The sequence below is a fragment of the Bradyrhizobium tropiciagri genome (assembly GCF_018130505.1).
Lineage (GTDB): Bacteria > Pseudomonadota > Alphaproteobacteria > Rhizobiales > Xanthobacteraceae > Bradyrhizobium > Bradyrhizobium tropiciagri_B.
In genome coordinates this window covers 329006-352173 of the sequence record NZ_JAFCKH010000007.1, presented here as the reverse complement: position 1 = coordinate 352173, position 23168 = coordinate 329006, and the positions used below count along the sequence as shown (strand labels likewise).

The 23168-nt window shown below is 63.9% G+C and carries 22 protein-coding genes; 6 read left to right on the top strand and 16 right to left on the bottom strand.

Translation table 11 applies throughout. From position 1 onward, the window contains the following. Positions 1-125: 125 nt before the first annotated feature. Positions 126-1151 (top strand): aspartate-semialdehyde dehydrogenase, encoded by a 1026-nt coding sequence (locus JQ633_RS19945; RefSeq protein ID WP_211986760.1) that lies wholly within the window; start codon positions 126-128, stop codon positions 1149-1151. A gap of 166 nt (positions 1152-1317) precedes the next feature. Here the strand turns inward: JQ633_RS19945 and JQ633_RS19940 are convergent, their stop codons facing one another. The 6 genes from JQ633_RS19940 to coaD form a co-directional block, all read right to left on the bottom strand. Continuing rightward, positions 1318-2142, bottom strand: coding sequence for an IS5 family transposase (locus JQ633_RS19940; protein ID WP_211986759.1), 825 nt, complete (start codon positions 2140-2142; stop codon positions 1318-1320). Between the two features lie 181 nt (positions 2143-2323). Beyond that, positions 2324-3418 (bottom strand): tRNA preQ1(34) S-adenosylmethionine ribosyltransferase-isomerase QueA, encoded by a 1095-nt coding sequence (gene queA / locus JQ633_RS19935; protein ID WP_211986758.1) that lies wholly within the window; start codon positions 3416-3418, stop codon positions 2324-2326. Positions 3419-3533: 115 nt separating this feature from the next. Next, entirely contained in the window at positions 3534-3998 is a 465-nt protein-coding gene (locus JQ633_RS19930) for a peptidylprolyl isomerase (protein WP_211986757.1), read from the bottom strand. After that, complete coding sequence (locus JQ633_RS19925; RefSeq protein ID WP_211986871.1) at positions 3974-4414, bottom strand: hypothetical protein; 441 nt, start codon at positions 4412-4414, stop codon at positions 3974-3976. Before JQ633_RS19925 ends, JQ633_RS19930 begins: the two co-directional genes overlap by 25 nt. 2 nt (positions 4415-4416) lie before the next feature. Then, positions 4417-4980, bottom strand: coding sequence for a peptidylprolyl isomerase (locus JQ633_RS19920; protein ID WP_211986756.1), 564 nt, complete (start codon positions 4978-4980; stop codon positions 4417-4419). A gap of 46 nt (positions 4981-5026) precedes the next feature. Continuing rightward, complete coding sequence (coaD, locus tag JQ633_RS19915) at positions 5027-5524, bottom strand: pantetheine-phosphate adenylyltransferase (protein WP_211986755.1); 498 nt, start codon at positions 5522-5524, stop codon at positions 5027-5029. Positions 5525-5803: 279 nt separating this feature from the next. Here coaD and JQ633_RS19910 point away from each other — a divergent pair, with 279 nt between their 5' ends. Together JQ633_RS19910 and JQ633_RS19905 are read left to right on the top strand one after the other, a co-directional pair. Next, on the top strand, positions 5804-6061 hold the full coding sequence (locus JQ633_RS19910) for a hypothetical protein (RefSeq protein WP_211986754.1): 258 nt from the start codon (positions 5804-5806) through the stop codon (positions 6059-6061). A 169-nt stretch (positions 6062-6230) separates the two neighbouring features. Then, positions 6231-8129 (top strand): potassium transporter Kup, encoded by a 1899-nt coding sequence (locus JQ633_RS19905; protein ID WP_433995675.1) that lies wholly within the window; start codon positions 6231-6233, stop codon positions 8127-8129. Between the two features lie 133 nt (positions 8130-8262). Here the strand turns inward: JQ633_RS19905 and JQ633_RS19900 are convergent, their stop codons facing one another. The 4 genes from JQ633_RS19900 to JQ633_RS19885 form a co-directional block, all read right to left on the bottom strand. After that, complete coding sequence (locus JQ633_RS19900) at positions 8263-8472, bottom strand: hypothetical protein (RefSeq protein WP_211986753.1); 210 nt, start codon at positions 8470-8472, stop codon at positions 8263-8265. 145 nt (positions 8473-8617) lie between these two features. Next, on the bottom strand, positions 8618-11344 hold the full coding sequence (gene gyrA, locus JQ633_RS19895) for a DNA gyrase subunit A (RefSeq protein WP_211986752.1): 2727 nt from the start codon (positions 11342-11344) through the stop codon (positions 8618-8620). Between the two features lie 191 nt (positions 11345-11535). Then, positions 11536-11934, bottom strand: a complete 399-nt coding sequence (locus JQ633_RS19890; protein ID WP_211986751.1) for a DUF2306 domain-containing protein — start codon at positions 11932-11934, stop codon at positions 11536-11538. A 266-nt stretch (positions 11935-12200) separates the two neighbouring features. Next, positions 12201-12689, bottom strand: coding sequence for a single-stranded DNA-binding protein (locus JQ633_RS19885; RefSeq protein ID WP_211986750.1), 489 nt, complete (start codon positions 12687-12689; stop codon positions 12201-12203). A 437-nt stretch (positions 12690-13126) separates the two neighbouring features. Between JQ633_RS19885 and JQ633_RS19880 the strand changes: the two genes are divergently transcribed. The 3 genes from JQ633_RS19880 to uvrA all read left to right on the top strand — a co-directional run bounded on the left by JQ633_RS19880 (position 13127) and on the right by uvrA (position 18250). Further along, positions 13127-13873: an outer membrane protein gene (locus tag JQ633_RS19880; protein ID WP_211986749.1), complete on the top strand. Its 747-nt coding sequence runs from the start codon at positions 13127-13129 to the stop codon at positions 13871-13873. A 351-nt stretch (positions 13874-14224) separates the two neighbouring features. After that, positions 14225-14980: an outer membrane protein gene (locus JQ633_RS19875; RefSeq protein WP_211986748.1), complete on the top strand. Its 756-nt coding sequence runs from the start codon at positions 14225-14227 to the stop codon at positions 14978-14980. Between the two features lie 276 nt (positions 14981-15256). Further along, positions 15257-18250 (top strand): excinuclease ABC subunit UvrA, encoded by a 2994-nt coding sequence (gene uvrA / locus JQ633_RS19870; RefSeq protein ID WP_211986747.1) that lies wholly within the window; start codon positions 15257-15259, stop codon positions 18248-18250. A 57-nt stretch (positions 18251-18307) separates the two neighbouring features. On the opposite strand, the gene JQ633_RS19865 is transcribed toward uvrA, so the two are convergent. The 6 genes from JQ633_RS19865 to JQ633_RS19840 form a co-directional block, all read right to left on the bottom strand. Then, entirely contained in the window at positions 18308-19474 is a 1167-nt protein-coding gene (locus JQ633_RS19865) for a M48 family metalloprotease (protein WP_211986746.1), read from the bottom strand. 2 nt (positions 19475-19476) lie between these two features. Then, positions 19477-19827, bottom strand: a complete 351-nt coding sequence (locus tag JQ633_RS19860) for a hypothetical protein (protein WP_211986745.1) — start codon at positions 19825-19827, stop codon at positions 19477-19479. A 188-nt stretch (positions 19828-20015) separates the two neighbouring features. After that, on the bottom strand, positions 20016-20348 hold the full coding sequence (locus JQ633_RS19855; RefSeq protein WP_211986744.1) for a PRC-barrel domain-containing protein: 333 nt from the start codon (positions 20346-20348) through the stop codon (positions 20016-20018). A gap of 322 nt (positions 20349-20670) precedes the next feature. Then, positions 20671-21618, bottom strand: a complete 948-nt coding sequence (locus tag JQ633_RS19850; protein WP_211986869.1) for a cytochrome D1 domain-containing protein — start codon at positions 21616-21618, stop codon at positions 20671-20673. A gap of 60 nt (positions 21619-21678) precedes the next feature. After that, on the bottom strand, positions 21679-22218 hold the full coding sequence (locus tag JQ633_RS19845; protein WP_211986743.1) for an SRPBCC family protein: 540 nt from the start codon (positions 22216-22218) through the stop codon (positions 21679-21681). 151 nt (positions 22219-22369) lie between these two features. Next, positions 22370-23167 (bottom strand): AAA family ATPase, encoded by a 798-nt coding sequence (locus tag JQ633_RS19840; protein ID WP_211986742.1) that lies wholly within the window; start codon positions 23165-23167, stop codon positions 22370-22372. Position 23168 lies beyond the last annotated feature (1 nt).

Below are 23168 nucleotides of genomic sequence, written 5' to 3'. Positions count from 1 at the left end.
ATGAAGGTCCGGGGCTTTTTTATTGCCTGCAGCACACAGCATGATCCGGAAAAGTCGAGACCGGTTTTCCCGAACATACCAATCGGTTTGTTCTGAGATCATGCTCAACTTGAACGGAGGACACAGTGAGTAACGATCCCGTCGTCGCGATTGTCGGCGTCACCGGCGCCGTCGGCGCCGAATTCATCGCCACCATGGACAAGCGCGGCTTCCGCGTCGGCAAGCTGAAGGCGCTGGCGAGCGCCCGCTCGGCCGGCAAGACCGTCGCCTTCCGCGGCAAGCCCGTCGTGATCGAGGAGCTCACCGAGCGCGCCTTCGAGGGCGTCGACATCGCACTGTTCTCGGCCGGCAGCGGCATCTCGAAGAAGTTCGCGCCGATCGCCGTTAAGTCCGGCGCCGTCGTGGTCGACAATTCATCGGCGTTCCGGATGGACCCGAACGTGCCGCTGGTGATCCCGGAGATCAACGCGGGCCGCATTCGCGACCACAAGGGCATCATCGCCAACCCGAACTGTGCCGCGATCACCGCACTGGTGCCGCTGTGGCCGATCCACCAGAAGAACCGCATCAAGCGCGTGATCATCTCGACCTACCAGGCCGCCAGCGGCGCCGGCGCCGCTGCGATGGACGAGCTCGTCGAATCCACCCGCGCCCATCTCAACGGGCAGGTCTATACGCCGAAGGTGATGCCGCACCCCTATGCGTTCAACCTGTTCAACCACAACACCGCTGTCGATCCGGAGACCGGCTACAACGACGAGGAGACCAAGGTCATCAAAGAGACCCGCAAGATCTTCGAGGACGAGAAGATTGCGATCGGCGTCACCTGCGTGCGCGTGCCGGTGCTGCGCGCGCATTGCGAAGCGATCACCTTCGAATGCGAGAAGCCGATCACCGAGGACCAGGTCCGCGCCATCCTCGCCTCCGCGCCCGGCGTGAAGCTGGTCGACGACCGCGTCAAGAACTACTTCCCGATGCCGATCGACGCCTCCGGACAGGACGACGTGCTGGCCGGCCGCATCCGCAAGGACCTCAGCGACCCCGGCGGCCACTCGATCTCGATGTTCGTCGCAGCCGATCAGCTGCTCAAGGGCGCCGCGCTCAACGCGGTGCAGATCGCCGAGCTGCTGCCCGAGCGCGCGATGGCGTGACGGAAACACTCTAAACCGTCATCCCCGCGCAAAGGCTTCGCCTTTGTCGCTGGAGGAGCACGCTACACGTCTCGAAGGATGCACGGCCCCGCTGGTGGCCGTCGACCCTTCGAGACGGCCGCTGCGCGGCCTCCTCAGAGCCTGACTCAAAAAGGGCAAGGAGCGTTCAGGGCGCGGCAAGGCGCCTTGTCAGCAGCCTGAGATGGGCGATGTGAAGCCAGGCCAGCTCTGTTGCGGCTGAGCCTTCAAAGTCTCTGGTCAAGCGTCGGCAACGGCCGAACCACGCAAAGGTGCGTTCGACCACCCAGCGTCTGGGTAAGAGCTGGAAGCCCTTGACCCCCGGTGGTCGCTGGACGATCTCGATCGTCCACGGCCCGCAGTGGGACAGCGCGTTAGTCAGCTGCTTGCCGCGATAGACCCGATCGGCAAAGACATGTTGGAGCCTCGGGAAGTGGTCTCGCAGGTGCTCGAGCAAGGGGACCGCGCCATGAACATCCTGAACGTTGGCAGGATGGACATGGGCAGCGAGCAGAAGGCCATTGGTATCGGTGACGATGTGCCGCTTGCGTCCATGCAGGCGTTTGCCGGGATCGAAGCCACGAGGCCCTCCGGCCTGCGATGTCGAAGCAGTTTGGCTGTCGATGACGGCAGCCGTTGGTGTTGGCTTATGGCCCAACTTCTTCCGTGCCCGCCGCACCAGGATTCGAACGATCCGCTGCCACCTGCCGGTGTCGCGCCAATCGTAGAAATATCCCTGCACTGTCGAGTATGGCGGGAACCCCTTCGGCAAGGCTCGCCATTGGCAGCCGCTCGACAAAACATAAAATATTGCCTGCACGATCTCGCGCAGATCGACCTCTCGCGGCCGGCCCAATCGGCGTCGGGGCGGCATCTGCCGGGCGATCAGCGCCCACTCGGCATCGGTCATATCACTTGTGTAACGCAGCTCACTGCGCTGATACTGAATACGGGCGGCTTTGGTCCACGGCATGGTGTCCTCCCTCGAATCTTCGCAAATCCGAAGGAATCACAGGCCCGCCAAAGCCGCTCACCTTTTTCGGTCAGGCTCTCAGGGTGACGGTGTTGGAGCTTCGTAGGGTGGGCAAAGCGCCAGCGTGCCCACCTTCACGAGCACGTCGTAGATGGTGGGCACGGCGCTTTGCCTTTGCCACCTACAAGTCGTCGGTGTGAGGCTCGTGCGCGCGGAACAACAGGCAGGCATCGCCGTACGAATAGAACCTGTAGCCGTCCTTGATCGCATGCGCATAAGCGCTCTGCATCGTCTCCAGCCCGGAGAAAGCCGAGACCAGCATGAACAGCGTCGACCGCGGCAAATGGAAGTTGGTCAGCAGGATATCGACCGCGCGGAAGCGATAGCCCGGCGTGATGAAGATCGAGGTCTCCGCCGAGAACGGCTGGACGGTGCCGTCGGGCGTCGTCGCGCTTTCCAGGAGCCGCAGCGAGGTGGTGCCGATCGCAACGATGCGGCCGCCTTGCGCGCGCGCGGCGTTGAGTGCGGAGGCGGTCGCTGCGGTGATGCAGCCCCATTCGGCGTGCATCTTGTGCCCGGAGGTCTCCTCCGCCTTGACCGGCAGGAACGTCCCTGCCCCGACATGCAGCGTCAGCCGGTGCAGCGCGACGCCGCGGCCCTTCAGCGCGGCCTCCAGCGCCGGCGTGAAGTGCAGCCCCGCGGTCGGCGCGGCGACCGCGCCTTCATTGGCCGCGAACATGGTCTGATAGTCGCTGGCATCTTGATCGTCGGGCGTGCGCTTGGAGGCGATGTAGGGCGGCAGCGGCGTGATGCCGACATCCGCGATCGCCTGGTCGAGCGTTGGGCCGTGGAACGAGAATGACAGCGTCACCTCGCCCTCCTGTCCCTTTGCTTCGACCTGCGCATCGAGATGGCCGAGCAGGCAGACCCTGCCTTCATTGCCGAAACGGATGGTATCGCCTTCGGCGAGCTTCTTCGCGGGCTTGACCAGCGCCTGCCAGCGCGAGCCGTCGAGCCGCTTGATCAGCGTCGCCTCGATCTTCGGCTCGGTCTCGCGCCCGATGCGGCGGCCCTTGAGCTGCGCCGCGATCACCTTGGTGTCGTTGACGACGATCTGGTCGCCCGGCTCCAGCCAATGCGGCAGGTCGGCGATGGTGGCGTCACGCAGCACGCCGTCGGGATGCACGACCAGCATCCGCGCGGCATCGCGCGGGCTCGCGGGGCGCAGCGCGATGCTTTCGGGCGGCAGTTCGAAGTCGAAGAGATCGGTGCGCATGGTTCGCCTGGCGGCGTCGTTCCGGGACGATGCGAAGCATCGAACCCGGAACCTCGAGGTTGCGGCGCGAGATTCCGGGTTCACGCTTCGCGTGCCCCGGAATGACGGCCAATGATTACGCCGCGTCGGCAGCCATGCGCGCCTTGACGATCTTGTCCGGGTTCTGCACCGGCTCGCCGCGCTTGATCTTGTCGACGTTCTCCATGCCCTCGGTGACCTTGCCCCACACCGTGTACTGGCCGTTGAGGAACGAGGCGTCGTCGAAGCAGATGAAGAACTGGCTGTCGCCGGAGTCCGGATTGGCGGCGCGGGCCATCGAGGCGGTGCCGCGGACATGCGGCTCCTTGTTGAACTCGGCCTTCAGCTTCTGGCCGGAGCCGCCCATGCCGGTGCCCTGCGGACAGCCGGTCTGCGCCATGAAACCGTCGATCACGCGGTGAAACACGATGCCGTCGTAGAAGCCTTCGCGCACCAGCTCCTTGATCCGCGCGACGTGGCCGGGCGCGAGATCCGGGCGCATCTCGATCGTGACCGGGCCCTGGGTGGTTTCGAGGATCAGAGTATTTTCGGTAGCAGCCATGCTCGCTTCTCCTGGCTTCGGGGTGGGTATTTCTTGATTCTGAACGGGATCGCGAACGGACGGCCGGCCACCGCGCCGCCCAGACTGTCGGTAAATGGCAACGGCGTGCAGCGTTGCAACGTCTCCATCACCGCGATCCGGTATGCAATCCTGTCGTTGTCGGTCGCTTCCTGCGATTCGTAGCTGATCCGGGGATGTCCGAGGATCGAGCCCTCGCGGTTGAAGCTGACAATGACCGTGATGTCGATCGGACCGGCCTTGTCCGCCGCCGGCGGCCGCCAGCAGCGGTGAATGGCCAGGACAACGTCCTTGATCGTATTGAGTTGCTCGGGCTCGGCCTGCGCCGACACTGGCAGCGCCAGCCACAGCAGCGGCGCGGCAAGCAACGAAAGTCGCCTGCTGCGCGCCGCCGTCATGGTCACTTGATGTCGGATGCGACTTGCACCTTCACCATCTTGTCGGGATCGGTGACGGCGCCGCCGGGCGAGCCCGCAGATGCCTTCTTCAGCTTGTCGACCACGTCCATGCCCTGCACGACTTCGCCGACCACGGTGTACTGGCCGTTGAGGCTCGGGCCGTCGGCGAACATGATGAAGAACTGCGAGTTGGCGCTATCGACGCTGTCGCCGCGCCGGGCCATGCCGACGATGCCGCGCTTGAACGGCACGTTGGAGAATTCCTGCTTCAGGTTCGGATATTTCGAGCCGCCGGTGCCGTTGAAGTTCTGGCCGTCGCCGGTCTGCGCCATGAAGCCGTCCATCACGCGGTGGAACGGCACGTTGTTGTAGAAGCCCTCGCGCGCGAGCTGCTTGATGCGCTCGGCGTGCTGCGGCGCGATGTCGGTGCGCAGCTTGATGACGATGCGGCCCTTGGTGGTGTCGATCACGATCGCATTGGCCTTGTCGAGATTGGCGGGCAGCGGCTGCGCGACCGCGGGCACGACGCAGAGCAGCGCGGCAACGAATGCGAGAATGCGGATCATGGAAACTCCGGATCTTTGACGTTCGGGATGTGGCAGGCGGCCGGCGTCAGCCGGCGAACTTGGCCTTCAGGCTAGCGGCGACTGATGACGGCACGAATGCAGAGAAGTCGCCGCCCATCTGGGCGATTTGGCGCACCAGTGTGGCGGTGATCGGGCGGACCGCGACCGAGGCCGGCACGAACACGGTGTGCACCTCGGGCGCCATCGCCTCGTTCATGCCGGCAAGCTGCATCTCGTAATCCAGATCGGTGCCGTCGCGCAGGCCGCGAATCATCAGGGTCGCGCCGGTCGCGCGCGCTGCCGCGACCGTAAGGTTGTCATAAGTGGAGCTCTCGAAGGCGCAGCCCGCCTGCTGGGCGATCGGACCGAACACCTCGTGGACCATGGCCAGCCGCTCCTCGGTCGAGAACAGCGGCTTCTTGCCGGGGTGGACGCCGATCGCGACGATCAGGCGGTCACAGAGGAAAACCGCCTGGCGGACCACGTCGAGATGGCCGTTGGTGACGGGATCGAAGGAGCCGGGATAGATCGCGATACGGGGCATCACCCCTCCTAACCTGCCCCGCCGTCCCCGGCAAGCGGCCCAGTTCCATTCCCGGTTCCATCGGGCTCGGCGAAATAAATCCAGCCTCGTCCAGTGAACTAGTCGTGGGATCCCGGCGTCTACGAGGGCGAGTGTTTCGTCGCCCAGTGGCGGACGAAACAAAACCCGCCCGGGACGAAACCATTTTCCGCCTCCGCGAAGACGCCAGGAAACTTGCGGCCGGTACAGCTTGGACAACGAAACGACGGGCCCGGGGGGCCCGAGCATAGGGGACCGTCAATGATCAAGGCACTTTCCGCCATCGCTGTTGCCGCGTTCATCGCCGCCGCGCTGACCGTTCTTCCCGGTTTCGCCCCGACGGTCGAAGCCTCGACACCGCAGCCGCTGGCCAAGGGCGACCGCCTCGACATCCAGTCGGCCGGCAAGGGCTGCTCGCAGCAGGCCTGGCCCAATTTCGAAGCTTCCTGCCTGCGCAACGCCGGCAACAAGTCGGTGGTCCGCGAAGCCCGCCTCGTCACTGCCGACCGTACCCCGTAGTTCGGCCGAGCGATCCAGCCGACACCCCCCGCGACCCAGGCCAAAAATCGTCACGCAAATCCCAATGGTATTTTGCGACGTCCCGTCGCAGACTATCGTCTAAGGCGCCCGCCCGGATGACCCGGCGGGCGCGATCCATCGGGGGATTGCCGTGACCAGTACGCCCGCCATCGTCTCCACTGGCCATCCTCCCAGTAACCCGATCCCGGTTGCCGTCACGCTCGGCGCCCTGGGTGTCGTCTATGGCGACATCGGCACCAGCCCACTCTACGCTCTGAAGGAAGCCGCCAAGGCCGCCACCCATGGCGGTCCGCTCACCGAGAGCGCCGTGCTCGGCGTGGTCTCGCTGATCCTGTGGGCGCTGATCCTGATCATCTCGCTCAAATACGCCATGCTGATCCTGCGCGCGGACAACCGCGGTGAAGGCGGCATCGTCGCGCTGCTGGCGCTGCTCTCGGCGCGCAACGCGGCGCCCGGCACCTGGCGTGCGCACCTCCTGGTGGTCGGCCTGATCGGCGCCGCATTGCTTTATGGCGACGGCGCCATCACGCCGGCGATTTCCGTGCTGTCGGCGATCGAAGGCCTCAAGGTCGACGCGCCGTCGCTGTCGTCGATCATCGTGCCGGTCACCTGCGTCATCCTGGTCGGCCTGTTCATCATGCAGAAGAAGGGCACCGGCTTCATCGGCCGGATCTTCGGCCCGGTGATGCTCGGCTGGTTCTTCGTGCTCGCCGCGCTCGGCATCCACGGCATCGTCAAGGCGCCGGGCGTGCTGGTCGCGCTCAGCCCGTTCTATGCATTCGACTTCCTGATCCACCAGAACTTCCACGTCAGCTTCGCGATCCTCGGCGCCGCCTTCCTCGCGGTGACCGGCGGCGAGGCGATGTACGCCGACATGGGGCATTTCGGCCGCTTCCCGATCCGGCTGGCCTGGTTCGGCATCTGCCTGCCGGCGCTGGTGCTGAATTATTTCGGCCAGGCCGGCGAGCTGATCACCGATCCGAACTCGATCGACAACCCGTTCTTCCAGCTTGCGCCGGACTGGGCGCACTATCCGCTGGTCGCGCTCGCCGCGGTCGCCACCGTGATCGCCTCGCAGGCGATCATCTCCGGCGTGTTCTCGCTGACCCAGCAGGCGATCCAGCTCGGCTTCCTGCCGCGCATGCATATCGAGCACACCACGAGCGACGCGATCGGGCAGATCTACGTGCCGCTGGTGAACTGGCTGCTGGCGGCGGCGACGCTCGGCGCGGTGCTGGGCTTCGGCACCTCGGACGCGCTGGCCGGCGCCTACGGCATCGCCGTGTCGCTGCTGATGGCGATCACCACGCTGCTGGCGGCGCTGGTCGCGATCCAGTGGGGCTACGCGCCTATCCTCGTGGTCGCGGTGAACGGCTTCTTCTTTGCGATCGACGCGATCTTCTTCGCGGCGAACTCGACCAAGCTGTTCGAGGGCGGCTGGTTCCCGCTGCTGCTCGCCGGCGCGGTGGCGTTCCTGATGCTGACCTGGCGCGGCGGGGTGAAGCTGGTCGAGAGTGCACGCGGCAAGCTGCGCCAGCCCGAAGAGGACCTGATCGAGACCGCAGTCAACAAATGCAAGGCGCGCCTGCCCGGCACCGCCGTGTTCCTGGCCTCCGCGCCCAACGGCGTCCCGCTCGCGCTGACGCAATTCGTCAAGCACAATCACGTGCTGCACGAACGCATCCTCCTGGTCACCGTGCAGATCGAGGAACGGCCGCGGATTTCCGACGAGGACCGCGCCGAGGTGACGGACATCAGCCCCGGCATCACCCGCATCATCCTGCATTACGGCTTCATGCAATATCCGACGATCTATGAGGGGCTGAAGCTCGCCTGCCGGCAAAGCAAGCTGCCCGGGATCGATCTCTCCGACGTGACCTATTACATCGGCCGCGAGACCATCATTCCGCGCGAGGACGTGCCGGGCATGTGGGTGTGGCGGGAATCGCTGTTCGCCTTCCTGCAACGCAATGCCGAGCGCTCGGCGGCGTTCTTCGGCGTGCCGACCGGCCAGGTCGTGGAGTTCGGGACCGAGATCGAGATCTGATCCCGGTGCCGTAGCCTCGTAGCCCGGATGAAGCGCAGCGCAATCCGGGACAGCCCCTCCGCGGAAACACTTCCCCGGATTTCGCTTCGCTGCATCCGGGCTACCGGCCGCACCATTGGACTCAGCGGACGACTCAACAGAAATAGAACGCAATCTCCTTGACGAGCTTACGATCGGCCTCGGCCATCGCTCTGGAGCGCGCTGTTTCCAGCTCGGCCAGGATGGCTTTGGCCGGGACGTCATGCATCGCGACCAGCGAGTCGAGATCGGCCTTCGCGATTTGATCCGACACGTAGGTGTCGATCAAATGCCGGAGCCGCAAACGCAACTCATCCGTGGTCATTGGGACAGACCATTCGCCTCGCTCTATCAGCGGCCGTAGCCCCGATGAAGCGCAGCGCAATCCGGGACAGCCCCTCCGCGGAGAGACTTCCCCGGATTGCGCTTCGCTTCATCCGGGCTACGGGAATCCCCGAGCGACGGCGGCGCTAGCCGCCGTTGCCGTTCTCGCCGTTTTCCTCTTCCGGAATGTGCTCGACCGAGACGACATGCTCGTCCTCGGCGGTGTCGAACACGATCACGCCCTGGGTCGAGCGGCCGGCGACGCGGATGTCCGCGACCGGGCAGCGGATCAGCTGCCCGTTGTCGGTCACCAGCATGATCTGGTCGGCGTCCTCGACCGGGAACGAGGCGACCAGCTTGCCGTTGCGGTTGTTGACGTTCATCGCGACGATGCCTTTGCCGCCGCGGCCGGTGGTGCGGTACTCGTAGGACGAGGTCCGCTTGCCATAGCCGTTGACGGAGACGGTCAGCACCACCTGCTCGAGCGCCGACATCTCGGCATAACGCTCCTGCGGCAGCTGGATCGCGGTTGCCGCCTCTTCGCCCTCGGCCTCCGCCGGCTCCTCGCTCGCAGCCTCGCCGGCCACCGCTCGGCGCATCTTGAGGTACGCCGAACGTTCGTCCGAGGTGGTCTCGACGTGGCGCAGGATCGCCAGCGAAATCAGCTTGTCGCCCTCGCCAAGCGCGATGCCGCGCACGCCCATCGAGGTGCGGCCGGTGAACACGCGCACGTCAGTGACGGGGAAGCGGATGCACTGGCCGCCGTCGGCGGTCAGCAACACGTCGTCACGCTCGGTGCAGATCTGCACGTCGACGATCGCCTCGCCTTCGCCGAGCTTCATCGCGATGATGCCGGAGCGGCGAACATCGACAAAGTCCGACAGCTTGTTGCGGCGAACGGTGCCGCCGGTGGTCGCGAACATCACGTCGAGATTGCCCCAGGAGGATTCATCCTCCGGCAACGGCATGATCGTGGTGATGCGCTCGCCCTGCTCCAGCGGCAGGATGTTGATCAGCGCCTTGCCGCGCGCGTTCGGCGCAGCCATCGGCAGCCGCCAGACCTTTTCCTTGTAGACCTGGCCGCGTGAGGAGAAGAACAGCACCGGCGTGTGGGTCGAGGCCACGAACAGGCGCGAGACGAAATCCTCGTCCCGGGTCTGCATGCCGGCACGGCCCTTGCCGCCGCGGCGCTGCGCCCGGTAGGCAGAGAGCGGCACGCGCTTGACATAGCCGGCGTGCGATACCGTCACCACCATGTCCTCGCGCTGGATCAGGTCCTCGTCCTCGACCTCGCCTTCCTGCTCGATGATCACGGTCTTGCGCGGCGTCGCGAACTGGGCCTTCACCTCGGCGAGTTCGGCCTTGACGATGCCCTGCACTCTTGCGCGCGAACGCAGGATATCGAGATAGTCCTTGATCTCCGCGGCAAGCTTGTCGAGCTCTTCGGAAATCTCCTCGCGGCCCAGTGCGGTCAGCCGCTGCAGCCTGAGATCGAGAATGGCCCTGGCCTGCTCCATCGACAGGCGGATCGTGCCGTCGTCGTTGATGCGGTGCCGCGGATCGTCGATCAGCGTGATCATGGCTTCGACATCCCGCGCCGGCCAGTCGCGCGACATCAGCGTGTCGCGCGCGGTGTTCGGATCGGGCGAGGTTCTGATCACCCGGATCATCTCATCGATATTGGCCACTGCGATCGCGAGGCCGACCAGGATATGGGCGCGGTCACGCGCCTTGCCGAGCAGGAACTTGGTCCGGCGGGTCACCACCTGCTCGCGGAACGCCACGAAGATAGTGAGCAGGTCCTTCAGATTCATCGTCTGGGGGCGACCGGAGTCCAGTGCCAGCATGTTGGCCGGGAAATTCGACTGCAGCGGCGTGAACCGATAGAGCTGGTTGAGCACCACGTCCGGCACTGCTTCGCGCTTCAGCTCGATGACCACGCGATAGCCGTCGCGGTCGGACTCATCGCGCAGATCGCCGACACCCTCGATCTTCTTCTCTTTGACCAGGTCGGCGATGCGCTCGACCATCGCGGCCTTGTTCACCTGGTAGGGAATTTCGGTGATGATGAGCGCTTCGCGGTCCTTGCGAATGGTGTCGATCGTCACCTTGCCGCGCATCACGATCGAGCCGCGGCCGAGATGATAGGCCGAGCGGATGCCCTGGCGCCCCAGGATGATGCCGCCGGTCGGGAAATCCGGTCCCGGAATGATGTTGATCAATTCATCGATCGTGAGCGCCGGGTTGTCGATCAGCGCCACGCAGGCATCGACGACCTCACCGAGATTGTGCGGCGGGATGTTGGTCGCCATGCCGACGGCAATGCCGCCGGCGCCGTTGACCAAGAGGTTCGGAAATCTGGCCGGCAGAACCGACGGTTCCTGCTCGGAATTATCGTAGTTGGGCTGGAAATCGACAGTGTCCATGTCGATGTCGGCGAGCACGGCAAGCGCCGCCTTGGTCAGCCTTGCTTCGGTATATCGGTAGGCTGCCGGAGGATCGCCGTCGACCGAGCCGAAATTACCCTGACCGTCGATCAGCGGCACGCGCAGCGAGAAGTCCTGCGCCATGCGGACCATCGCGTCGTAAATCGACTGGTCGCCATGCGGGTGATATTTACCGATCACGTCGCCGACCACGCGCGCGGACTTGACGTATTTCTTGTCCGGCGTGTGTCCCTGCTCATGCATCGAGTAGAGGATGCGGCGGTGCACCGGCTTGAGCCCGTCGCGCGCATCTGGCAGCGCACGCGCCACAATCACGCTCATCGCGTAATTGAGGTAGGACGTTCTCATCTCGTCGAGAATGGAAACGGGACGAATATCGGAGGGCGCCGGCTGCTCGCCGGGCTTGTCGTCTTCGCTATCGGACAAAGGGGAAATCCGGTCAGTTTTACTCGGGAATCATATAGCGTATCGAAGCCCTGAAAACCACCCTCGCGCGGTCAAGGCAAGCCGTTTTTCCCTTCGTTTTTTCATGCACTTACGGGGCACCTTGCAGGTTCCCGGATGGCGCGGCGCCGACCCGGCCGACGGCGCTGGAAATCGCGCCCATCAGCGCGCTTCTAATGCCCGAAAACCACCGCGTGCATGATGCGTCCGGGCATGAAGGTGAACAGGCCGGCGATCACCAGCGCGCCGAAGAAGATGCCGATCATCGTGGATTTGTGGCGGCGGACGTTGTGCGAACGCGCGGCAATCACGCCGACCGCCAGCATGACCAGCGAGAAGATCGAGAGCAGATGGATCGGGCTCCAGGGCCCGAGCAGGCGGATCTCGTGGATCCAGAACGAGCTCAGCGCCACGACCAGCATCAGGCTCACCCAGATCCAGCCCAGCGTCCGGTGCGGCAGCGTGCCCTTGGGAGCTGCGAGTTGGACCGAGCCGAGCACGAAGGCGGCCATCGCGGCAAGGGCGTGGAGCGGGATCGCAGGCGCGGCATCGAGCAGAGGCGCGAGGCTCATGGGCAACCCTCGATCTTCAGGCGCGGCACGGCAACAGCGCCAACGCCGCAGGTCGATGTAAATATCATTAACATCGACCTGTGTCAAAGTCGCGGGAAACAGCGCAAATGGCCCGCCACAATCGGAGCCTCTACCAAGGCGTTATGTGGTTATCCTCATAATCCACATAACAGAATTGGCAGACCACATCACGGCACCGCTCCGCGCGATGAATCGTCACGGAGCCCAGCAGCGCCCGATGGAATGCTGGAAAGCCTGACCGCCCGTCAGAACGGGATGTCGTCGTCCATGTCGCTGTTGCGGCCGCCGGCGGCGACCGGACGGCGCGGCGCGGAAGAGACCGGACCGGACGAGCCGAAGTCACTGCCGCCGTCATCGGAGAAGCTGCCGCCGCCTCCACCGCCACGCCCGTCGAGCATGGTGAGGTTGGAGTTGAAGCCCTGCAGCACGACTTCGGTCGAGTATTTCTCGACGCCGCTCTGGTCGGTCCATTTGCGCGTCTGCAGCTGGCCCTCGATGTACACCTTGGCGCCCTTCTTCAGGTACTGCTCGGCGACCTTGCAGAGGCCCTCGTTGAAGATCACGACGCGGTGCCACTCGGTCTTTTCCTTGCGCTCGCCGGTGCCCTTGTCGCGCCAGGTCTCCGACGTGGCGATGGAGAGGTTTGCGATCGGACGACCGTCCTGCGTCCGCCGGATCTCCGGATCCTTGCCGAGATTTCCGACCAGAATCACCTTGTTCACGCTTCCCGCCATCGCTTCATCTCCACTCACCGGGCGGCCGGACATCGGCTGCCACTCTCAACCTTCGCCACTTACTGCAGGCGTCGCGAACGACCCTATACGCCGACCCCGGCTCGCCGCCTTCGCCGTCGCGCGTCTATTCCGCGTTATCCACACCGCATATAGCATCGTAGCGAGCACTGTTCCAGTTTTGTTCACCACAACTCTCCGTAGCAACGAGTGAGGCAAAGGCGGCGCGGCCGATCCCAGGCCCGCATACCGCGTCACCGAAAAAGTAAAGCAGAGCCAGAGACTTACGGACGCTACACTTCTTCCGCGAGTGTTGCATTTGGGAGACGGTCTTTTCGGTTGAATCAGCATATAGATGCGACCAATGGCGCGGGCGCTCGCGTCTGGGGTCGCTGCTTCAGGGACAATTGCGAAGCCGATCCCGATCTGGGAGATTGATAATGAAGAAGTTTTTGCTGGGCACGGTCGCTTTGCTGGCGTTCGCCGCGCCCGCCGCCGCTGCCGACCTCGCTGCCCGCCCCTACACCAAAGCACCGCCTCCGGTGCTCGCGCCGGTCTACGACTGGACCGGCTTCTACATCGGCGTGAACGGCGGCTGGGGTTCGAGCCACAATTGCTGGGATCAGACCCCGGGTGGCGTGTCCATCGGATCGGACGGCTGCCATGATGCGACCGGAGGCACCGCCGGCGGCCAGATCGGCTACCGCTGGCAGGCAGGCACTTGGGTATTCGGCCTCGAGGCGCAGGGCAACTGGGCCGACTTCAAGGGCAGCAACAACGCGGCGCTGTTCCCGGGCATCTTCAACAACCAGAGCAAGATCGACGCGTTCGGCCTGTTCACCGGCCAGATCGGTTACGCCATCAACAACGTGCTGCTCTACGCCAAGGGCGGCGCGGCGGTGACCGACAATCGCTATAACACCTACTTCACGCCGACCGGCGTGCTCGCCGGCAGCGCCGACGACACCCGCTGGGGTGCCTCCGTCGGCGCCGGCATCGAAGTCGGCTTTGCGCCGAACTGGACCGCCGGCATCGAGTACGACCATCTGTTCATGGAAGACCACAACTACACTCTGAGGACCCCGGCCGGCGCGCTGTTCAGCACCATCCGCGAGCGCCAGGACGTCGACCTCGTCACGGTCCGCGTGAACTACAAGTGGGGTGGCCCGGTCGTCGCCAAGTACTGATCAAAGGTACTGATCGAACACGTACTGATCGCGCGATCGGATATAGCCAACGAAGAGGCCGGCATTGTGCCGGCCTTTTTGTTTGGCCGGTCGTCGCGAAATGCTGACGCACGAGAGGCGAAGAAAAGACTGGGCCTCTGCCCGGCCTTTTGATTGCCGGACCCTGTCTCATACCGATCCGAATCCGCCTGCTTTGCCGGAAATCCGCAGCTGCCTGCCCAACCTCGGACAAGAGCCCCCCAGTTCCGCCGCAATCTGTAAACGGCTGTTGCTTCCAAGCGACAGCCGTCGCGGCACTCGCGTGGTAGTTGTTATCTCAATCGCAGAATCGCGAACTGGGGATAACCACACATGAAGAAAATCCTGATCGCCGTCGCTGGCCTTGCCGCTCTCGGCGTCTCGTCCGCATCGGCCGCCGATCTTGCCGCGCGTCCCTACACCAAGGCGCCGCCGATGGTTGCCCCCGTGCTGACCTGGAACGGCTTCTATCTCGGTGTTCAGGGCGGTGGCGGCTGGGGCCGCAGCGACGAGACCTTCATCGGCGCGCCGAACGCCCCGGGCTTCATCGGCAGCCAGAACTACGACACCAGCGGCGGCTTCGCCGGCGGCGTGGTCGGCTACAACTGGCAGTTCGGCAACACCGTGTTCGGCCTCGAGGGTGACTATCACTGGTCCGACATCAACGGCCGCTCGGCCGAGATCAACGCCGGTCTGCTCGACACTTACAACACCAAGCTGCGCAGCTTCGGTGACATCAAGGGCCGCCTCGGCTATGCCGCCGGTCCCGCGCTCTGGTTCGTCAGCGGCGGTGCCGCGGTCGGTGATATCCAGCACCGCTACGATGCTGCGCTGAACGGCGGCGCGGCCAACTCCTCCGTCACCAGCGACACCCGCTGGGGTTGGACAGTCGGCGCCGGCGTCGAATACATGTTCGCCCAGAACTGGTCGGGCAAGATCGAGTACAACTACATCGACCTCGGCACGAGCACGCTGCAGTATTCGCCGGTCGTGACCAACCGTTCGGAGTGGAAGGACACCTTCCACACCCTCAAGGTGGGCATCAACTATCACTTCAACTGGACCGGCCCGGTGGTCGCCAAGTACTGATCGCAATAACGATCTTCAGCGCAAAGGCCGGCCTCGCGCCGGCCTTTTTCGTTGCCGGTTTCGTCACCGTCCTTTGGACGGTCTCTCGACCGGAACTCCCGCTGCTGACGCCTGCTGCCATCCGGCGAACTATCCGTTGATGGAATCAACATGGCACTGGAAATTCCCCTCCGTTCTTCCTACGTTCCAGTCTTCACACCCATCGGCGCATGATCCCGGCATCACCGGTGATGCGCGCCCAAAAAGGCGCCCGCTCACGCGCCCGGAACTGTCGCTATGGATGAAGTGCTCAAGGCGAAGCGCCAACAGACCGCCGGCTCCTCATCGCGTGCCATCACGATCCGTGGCGCGCGCGAACACAATCTGAAGAACATCGACGTCGAGATTCCCCGCGACAAGCTCGTCGTGTTCACCGGCCTGTCCGGCTCCGGCAAGTCGTCGCTGGCGTTCGACACGATCTATGCCGAGGGCCAGCGCCGCTACGTCGAGTCGCTGTCGGCCTATGCGCGCCAGTTCCTGGAGATGATGCAGAAGCCTGATGTCGACCAGATCGACGGCCTGTCGCCGGCGATCTCGATCGAGCAGAAGACGACCTCGAAGAACCCGCGCTCCACCGTCGGCACCGTCACCGAGATCTACGACTACATGCGCCTGCTGTGGGCCCGCGTCGGCGTGCCCTATTCGCCCGCCACCGGCCTGCCGATCGAGAGCCAGATCGTCTCGCAGATGGTCGACCGCGTGCTGGCGCTGCCGGAAGGCACCCGCCTCTATCTGCTGGCGCCGGTCGTGCGCGGTCGCAAGGGCGAGTACAAGAAGGAGCTCGCCGAGTACCTCAAGAAGGGTTTTCAGCGCGTCAAGATCGACGGCACATTCTATGAGTTGTCGGAGGCGCCGACACTCGACAAGAAATTCCCGCACGACATCGACGTCGTGGTCGACCGCATCGTGGTGCGCCCCGACCTCGCCCAGCGCCTTGCCGAAAGCTTCGAGACCGCGCTGAAGCTCGCCGAGGGCCTCGCCGTGATCGAATACGCCGACGCGCCCGCGGCGGCCGGAGCGCAGGACGAGGCGAAGGCCGACAAGAAGAAGACCGCGAAGATCCATGACAAGAGCGGGCCCGAGCGCATCCTGTTCTCGGAGAAGTTCGCCTGCCCGGTGTCCGGCTTCACCATTCCCGAGATCGAGCCCCGGCTGTTCTCGTTCAACAATCCCTATGGCGCCTGCCCCGCCTGCGGCGGTCTCGGCGTCGAGCAGCATATCGACGAGGACCTCGTCATCCCCGACAAGGAGCTGGCGCTCGGCAAGGGCGCGATCGCGCCGTGGGCGAAATCGTCCTCGCCCTACTACGTCCAGACCCTGACCGCGCTCGGCAAGCACTACAAGTTCACGCTGAACACCAAGTGGAAGGATCTGCCGAAGAAGGTGCAGACCGCGCTGCTGCACGGGTCCGGCGACGACGAGATCAAGTTCTCCTACGAGGACGGCGTCCGCTCCTACGACACCAAGAAGCCGTTCGAGGGCGTCATCACCAACATCAACCGCCGTTACCGCGAGACCGAGAGCGAGTGGGCGCGCGAGGAACTCGGCAAGTATTTCTCCGACGTGCCCTGCGCCGGCTGCAACGGCCACCGGCTGAAGCCGGAGGCGCTGTGCGTCAAGATCGGCGGCAAGCATATCGGCGACATCTCCGAGCTCTCGGTGAAGCGCGCCGGCGAATGGTTCGAGACGGTGCCCGCGGCGCTGAACGCGCAGCAGAACGAGATCGCGGCGCGCATCCTCAAGGAGATCCGCGAGCGCCTCACCTTCCTGCTCGACGTCGGCCTGAATTACCTGACGCTGTCGCGCTCCTCCGGCACCCTGTCCGGCGGCGAGAGCCAGCGCATCCGCCTCGCCTCGCAGATCGGCTCGGGGCTCACGGGTGTGCTCTACGTGCTGGACGAGCCGTCGATCGGCCTGCATCAGCGCGACAATGCCCGCCTGCTCGACACCCTCAAGCGGCTGCGCGACCTCGGCAATACCGTGGTCGTGGTCGAGCATGACGAGGACGCCATCCGGCTGGCCGATTACGTGCTCGACATCGGCCCCGGCGCCGGCATGCATGGCGGCCACATCGTCGCCGAAGGCACGCCCGACCAGATCATGCGCAATCCGAAGTCGCTGACCGGCAAATACCTCACCGGCGAGCTTTCGGTGCCGGTGCCCGACCGGCGGCCGCCGAACCATCGCCGCACCATCAAGGTCATCAACGCCCGCGGCAACAACCTCAAGAACGTCTCGGCCGAGATCCCGCTCGGCCTGTTCACCTGCGTCACCGGCGTCTCCGGCGGCGGCAAGTCGACGCTGCTGATCGACACGCTGTACCGCGCAATCGCGCGCAAGCTGAACAATGCCAGCGAGGGCGCCGCGCCGCACGACCGCATCGAGGGCCTCGAGCACATCGACAAGATCATCGACATCGACCAGTCGCCGATCGGCCGCACCCCGCGCTCAAACCCCGCGACCTATACCGGCGCCTTCACGCCGATCCGCGAATGGTTCGCCGGCCTGCCGGAGGCCAAGGCGCGCGGCTACGAGCCGGGGCGGTTCTCGTTCAACGTCAAGGGCGGCCGCTGCGAGGCCTGCCAGGGCGACGGCGTCATCAAGATCGAGATGCACTTCCTGCCCGACGTCTACGTCACCTGCGACACCTGCAAGGGCAAGCGCTACAACCGCGAGACGCTCGAGGTGCTGTTCAAGGGCAAGAGCATCGCCGACGTGCTCGACATGACCGTCGAGGAAGCCGCCGAGTTCTTCAAGGCGGTGCCGCGTGTGCGCGAGACCTTCCAGACCTTGCACCGCGTCGGCCTCGACTACATCCACGTCGGCCAGCAGGCCACGACGCTATCGGGCGGCGAAGCCCAGCGCGTCAAGCTGGCCAAGGAACTGTCAAAGCGCGCCACCGGCCGCACGCTCTACATCCTGGACGAGCCGACCACCGGTCTGCACTTCCACGACGTCGCCAAGCTGCTCGAAGTGCTGCACGAGCTGGTCGCCCAGGGCAACACGGTTGTCGTGATCGAGCACAATCTCGAAGTCATCAAGACCGCAGACTGGGTCATCGACCTCGGCCCCGAAGGCGGCGACGGTGGCGGCGAAATCGTCGCCTGGGGCCCGCCGGAAGACATCGTGAAGGCTCCGCGGAGCTACACCGGCAAGTTCTTGGCGCCGGTGCTGAAGAAGGCGAACAGCAAGCCGCGGAAGAGCGGCACGGCGAGCGAGGCTGCGGAGTAGCACGTTTGCGTCAGTGTCGACATTGGGCTTGAGCGTGTGCAGCCCTGAACGGCGTACCTAGTCAGGATAACTGCAAGGCGTCTTTATTTTTTCGGGATTCGGAAATTCGTCGAAGCAAAGCGATTGCAGTAAAGGGATGCTCGCTTGAACGATGGGCGGCGTAGCCCCGCCCAAACGAAGGTACTTCAGGGTAAGTTCTCGCTGCCTTCCTGCATTTGCTAGCTCCTCCGCTCCCAACCTCTGAATTCGCTCTTCCAGCGATGGATGACTGGCTGAAACAGACCGGTAAGCTATCGGCCAGTTTTCAAGGATTTTCTCATCATTGAGCTCAAGCTGACGGCTCTTGTTGACGTACTGAAGGATTGCAACTTCCATCAAAGCAGTCGGAAATTCTTGACCAAACGCGCTATATGCAAACGCATCCGCGGAGAACTCAGCGTCGTGGAATTCATCCCTATACGCACTCGTTAGCAATTTTATCCAGACAGCGTAGAATCTATAGAACAGCCTCCCAAGATGGTGGCTCACGCCGCGGCTTCCTTCCTTTAACACAGGTGGAAAAATTGCAGTCACAATTCGGACTGTTCTTCGAAAGATAGTGGTCTCATCTTCGGTGAGCAGCTCAGCCCGAAGAAAATTAACTGAGATCATGGCTCGCCTGATGAATCCGTAGCTTATGGAACGGCCCGGCTGCAGGTGACCATATTCGTGAGCAAGTATGGAAGCTACCCTGTTTTCGCCGACCACATCGATGAGATCCGGATCGATGCACAAGACTGAACGATGTCCTACCTTGAGTACGCCAACATAGAAATCGGCGCATGGAATAACCCTGGTAAAGGGTGGCAAGCGAAGTACATCCGATGCTCGCATCATGACGGCCTGCAACTTCGCGCCAGGAATTGGAGACGATGCAGAGATAGCTTGAGAGATTCTGGACGGTGAAAAAATGAACGTCAAAAGCGTTCCGATCGTGAAAGCCCCCAACATGAAGAAATTTATCGGCAGCAATATGAGGAGATAAATATCGAAGGCATATCCCTCACGTGGGGGCGTGATCGGGATCACGGCAAGAATTAGAGCCATAAAAATGCCGGTAGCCAACAGAACAAGCACATATGCAACAAACGCGTAGAGCAACAAAAGTAGATAGCATATCGCGCCGGATGCAAAGAAGAATGCCGCAAAGATCGCCGCTTTGGCAGACGCTAAGACGCCGCGCACCGCTACTTTCTCTTCGAAACTATTGTGACGTTAGGCCGGTACACAAAGTAAAGACTTAGCCCGACAATTGCCAACACGATGCCAGGTGCTGCGTCGTTAAGGTTTATGGAGAGTCCAACTAGTGACACCGCAATCGTCGTTCCACCTGCTGCACCAAGAAGGATCAACATCAGCCCGGCAATTACAAAACAGAAGCCGGAAGCTCTGCCAAAACGACCCGCTTTGCTGTCGGCTTCGATGATTCGAAGAGCCGCTTTCGGATCCAGACCATCTATTTCGACGTGAGTGGCGCCAGCCGAAAAGATTTCTTCCTCAGCGGCACCGTTCTTGCGCGGGTCATCTGACTTAGTCATGGCCTAATCCCCATGCTCTTATGACAACCCAAGATTGATACTCTTATCACGACTTTGCAAGCTTGCTGCAATGCATCGAGAGGAACGGCACAAGGCCAATGTGAACCAAGCAAGCGTTGGGCGGATAGCGAAGCGCACTCCGCCGTTCTTTCGACGACCTTTCGGCTTTGACTAACCTGCCCTCCGCCCTACACCGCCCAATAATTCGGGTGCTTATACGTATGCGAGCGGTCGCCCCAGTCGAATTCGTCACCGTCGAACTCGGACGGGCCGGCCCGCAAATCGTCCAGCGACACTTCGGCCTCATAGGCGAGCCGCTCGGTGTCGTATCGCAGCGCGGTCCATTTGACGGGATAGTGGTGGTGGCTGCCGAGCAGCCCGCCGGTCTTGATGACGGCGTAGGCCACCGTCCCGGTCAGCTTGTCGAGCATCAGCCGCTCGATCGAACCGAGCTTCGCGCCGTCGCGCCCGTAGACGTTGACGTGCTCGACCCGGTCACTGGGCACCAAGGTATGATGCATGGCATTCTCCCTGTTTCCTGGCATTTGCCGGCATCATACGCCCGCCGCCCCGGCGAGCCAACGGGCCGCGCGAATGCGCGTCCGATGACGGGCTCCGCGCAATGACGATGGAGGGAGCTGCCAACACGGCAAGGCTGTTGCGTGGCGGCGACCGCTTGCAGAATTTCGGAATAATGGAAGATATTACTGAGTTGCCCGACGCGTCAAGCCTTTTCCGGGTACATGCGGCCGCCTGCTACTTTGCATGGGGTTGTTTTTCGACATTTTGGGAGGCGTGGGCAGGTTACGTCTTTTAACCCGCCCCGCGCCGCGGATGCCGCCCCTACTCCGTCCGTCTGAGAAACGCCCCGAACGCCCTCGGCCCGTCGCCGACCTTGATCTCGCCGACGACCTTCAGCTCGGCGGCATCGATCAGGGTGAGCGTGTTGCTCTCCCAGTTCGCGACCACGACCCGCTTGCCGTCGGCGGTCGCCTCGATGCCTTCGGGGTAGTCGCCGACGGTGATCCGCTTCAGCGGCTGCAGCGTCGCGAGGTCGAACACGCTGACGGTGCCGTCGTACTGGTCGGTGACGAAGCCGCGGCCCTGCGCCAGCGCCACGGCGTAGGGACGCAGGCCGACATGGACGCGGCCGGTCTCGCGGGCGGTCGCGATGTCGATCACCGAGACGTCGTTGCTGCCGACATTGGCGGTGTAGGCGCGCTTGCCCTCGGCGTCGATGGTGACGCCGAACGGCCGGGTGCCGACCTTCACGATCCCGCGCCGCTCGCGCGAGGCGGTGTCGATGATCGACACGCTGTCGTCGTCGCGGTCCGCCGACAGCAGCAGGCGCCCGTCGGGCGTCACGGCGAGCCCCGATGGCGAGGCGCCGACCGCGATGCTGGCCGTCACTCGCCGCTCCCTGGCATCGATCACCCTCACCGCGGCGGCGTACCAGTCGGCGACATAGACTGTCGCGCCGTCGGGCGCGACCGCAATGCCGAGCGGCCCGCCGCCGACCTCGACGCGGCCGACCACCTTGCGCGCCGCAGCGTCGACCACGGTCACGGCCTTGGCGTCGGGGCTGGTCACATAGGCAAAGCGGCCGTCGGCGGTGACGGCGACGCCGGCCGGCTTGCCGCCGATCGCGATGGTCGCGACCGGCTTTGATGTGGCGAGATCGACGACGCTGAGGTCGTCGCTCAGCTGATTGGTGACGAACGCCTCCTCGGCCCGCGCGGCGCCGAGGCCGAGGCCGAGGAGCAACGTCAGCGGCAGTGCGAGGACCCGCATGGCTCTTAGCTTGAGCATGATCCGTTCGGAAAACCGCTACACACTTTTCCGGATCATGCTCTAGCTGCCGCTCTCGATCTTCTTCTTCAACCCCTCAAGCCCGGCGCGGTAGAGCCCGCTCACCGCCTTGACCGCGGCCTCGTCGCTCAGCTCCGGCGGCGGGTCGTTGTTCGGGAAGCCGCGATAGAACGCGCCGGCCCATTCCAGCTTGGTCTTGCCGTCCGGCGCCGGCGACACCGTCAGCGTCGAGGAGTAGTTGGTGACCGGCAGCACCTTCACGTCGACCGCCGTGATCCGGTACGAATAGCTCATCATGTCGGGCTCGTATTTGTAGAGCTCCTCGTCGACGGTGGCGCCGGGGCCCAACGTCAGCCGCCGCGTCGCGCCGATCTCGTTGCCCTTCTCGCCCTCGGTCTTGGTGACGCCGGCAAGCCAGTTCATGTCCTGGAAATTGCCGATCACCGCCCACACCTTGGCCTGCGGCGCGTCGATCTCGATCGATTCCCGCACCTTCTGGCGGGTCGGCCCGTGCGCCCACGCAGCCCCCAGCACAGCCAGCGCCGCCACCACGACGGCAGCCTTCGCGATCGTCCTCCTCATCCCGTCTCCTCGCTCTCTATTCGGCCCGCGCCACCCAGCGCCGGCCGGTTTTTAGGTGCGGCATTCTGGACCAGGTGGCGAAGGGCTTCTTGCACCAGAGCGAAGTCGCGGCGGCCGGCTTCTTCTCCGACAGGCAAGCCCCGCGACGACCTTACTCCTCGATCGAGGCCTCGATAAATCCGCGCGGGTCGGCGCAGAACTCGCGCATCACCCGGTAATGATCGGTCTGCTCGATGGTGGTCGGCTCGAGCCCGTATTTCCCCAGCCGCAGCAGCGTCGCGTTGGGATAGGCCATCAGCATCGGCGCGTGCGTTGCCATGATGACCTGGCACTGGCCCGATTGATCCATGCGGCGCAGCAGCTTGAGGAATTCGATCTGGCGCGCCGGCGACAGCGCCGATTCCGGCTCGTCGAAGATGTAGATGCCCTGCTTCTGGCAGCGCTCCTCGAAGAAGGCGATGAAGCCCTCGCCGTGCGAGAACGACAGATAGTCGGGCGCGTCTTGCGGCGCCTCATCCGCCACCTCTCCGAGATCCTCCTGTGCGGCGACCGCCGAGCGGTCGAGGTATCTCGCGACCGAGAAGAACGTCTCGGCGCGGAAGAACCAGCCATACGGGACCTTCGGCACCCAGGCCGCGCGCATCGCGTCGGCAAGCTCTGCGCCCGTCACCTCGATGCCGGCATGGTCTTCAAACCGATGACCCTTGCCACCGCCGTCACTGTTGAAGTTCGCCAGTGCGGCGATGCCTTCAAGGATCGTCGATTTCCCGGCCCCGTTCTCGCCGACGATGATGGTGATCGCGGTCTCGAAGCTGAGATCGAACTCTTCCCGGAAGATCGGCAGGCAGAACGGATAGGCCTCTTCATCAGGGATCGCAGCACGATCGAGCCAGACCCGCCTGAGATATGGCGCCTGCAGCGTGGTCGGACGAATTCGTCGTCGTGCCATG

Excerpts from the sequence above, each read along its gene's own strand:
- JQ633_RS19940 (WP_211986759.1), bottom strand. The coding sequence starts at position 2,142 with ATGCCGTGGACCAAAGCCGCCCGTATTCAGTATCAGCGCAGTGAGCTG.
- queA (WP_211986758.1), bottom strand. The coding sequence starts at position 3,418 with ATGCGCACCGATCTCTTCGACTTCGAACTGCCGCCCGAAAGCATCGCG.
- JQ633_RS19930 (WP_211986757.1), bottom strand. The coding sequence starts at position 3,998 with ATGGCTGCTACCGAAAATACTCTGATCCTCGAAACCACCCAGGGCCCG.
- JQ633_RS19925 (WP_211986871.1), bottom strand. The coding sequence starts at position 4,414 with ATGACGGCGGCGCGCAGCAGGCGACTTTCGTTGCTTGCCGCGCCGCTG.
- JQ633_RS19920 (WP_211986756.1), bottom strand. The coding sequence starts at position 4,980 with ATGATCCGCATTCTCGCATTCGTTGCCGCGCTGCTCTGCGTCGTGCCC.
- coaD (WP_211986755.1), bottom strand. The coding sequence starts at position 5,524 with ATGCCCCGTATCGCGATCTATCCCGGCTCCTTCGATCCCGTCACCAAC.
- JQ633_RS19910 (WP_211986754.1), top strand. The coding sequence starts at position 5,804 with ATGATCAAGGCACTTTCCGCCATCGCTGTTGCCGCGTTCATCGCCGCC.
- JQ633_RS19900 (WP_211986753.1), bottom strand. The coding sequence starts at position 8,472 with ATGACCACGGATGAGTTGCGTTTGCGGCTCCGGCATTTGATCGACACC.
- JQ633_RS19890 (WP_211986751.1), bottom strand. The coding sequence starts at position 11,934 with ATGAGCCTCGCGCCTCTGCTCGATGCCGCGCCTGCGATCCCGCTCCAC.
- JQ633_RS19885 (WP_211986750.1), bottom strand. The coding sequence starts at position 12,689 with ATGGCGGGAAGCGTGAACAAGGTGATTCTGGTCGGAAATCTCGGCAAG.
- JQ633_RS19880 (WP_211986749.1), top strand. The coding sequence starts at position 13,127 with ATGAAGAAGTTTTTGCTGGGCACGGTCGCTTTGCTGGCGTTCGCCGCG.
- JQ633_RS19875 (WP_211986748.1), top strand. The coding sequence starts at position 14,225 with ATGAAGAAAATCCTGATCGCCGTCGCTGGCCTTGCCGCTCTCGGCGTC.
- uvrA (WP_211986747.1), top strand. The coding sequence starts at position 15,257 with ATGGATGAAGTGCTCAAGGCGAAGCGCCAACAGACCGCCGGCTCCTCA.
- JQ633_RS19860 (WP_211986745.1), bottom strand. The coding sequence starts at position 19,827 with ATGACTAAGTCAGATGACCCGCGCAAGAACGGTGCCGCTGAGGAAGAA.
- JQ633_RS19855 (WP_211986744.1), bottom strand. The coding sequence starts at position 20,348 with ATGCATCATACCTTGGTGCCCAGTGACCGGGTCGAGCACGTCAACGTC.
- JQ633_RS19850 (WP_211986869.1), bottom strand. The coding sequence starts at position 21,618 with ATGCGGGTCCTCGCACTGCCGCTGACGTTGCTCCTCGGCCTCGGCCTC.
- JQ633_RS19845 (WP_211986743.1), bottom strand. The coding sequence starts at position 22,218 with ATGAGGAGGACGATCGCGAAGGCTGCCGTCGTGGTGGCGGCGCTGGCT.
- JQ633_RS19840 (WP_211986742.1), bottom strand. The coding sequence starts at position 23,167 with ATGGCACGACGACGAATTCGTCCGACCACGCTGCAGGCGCCATATCTC.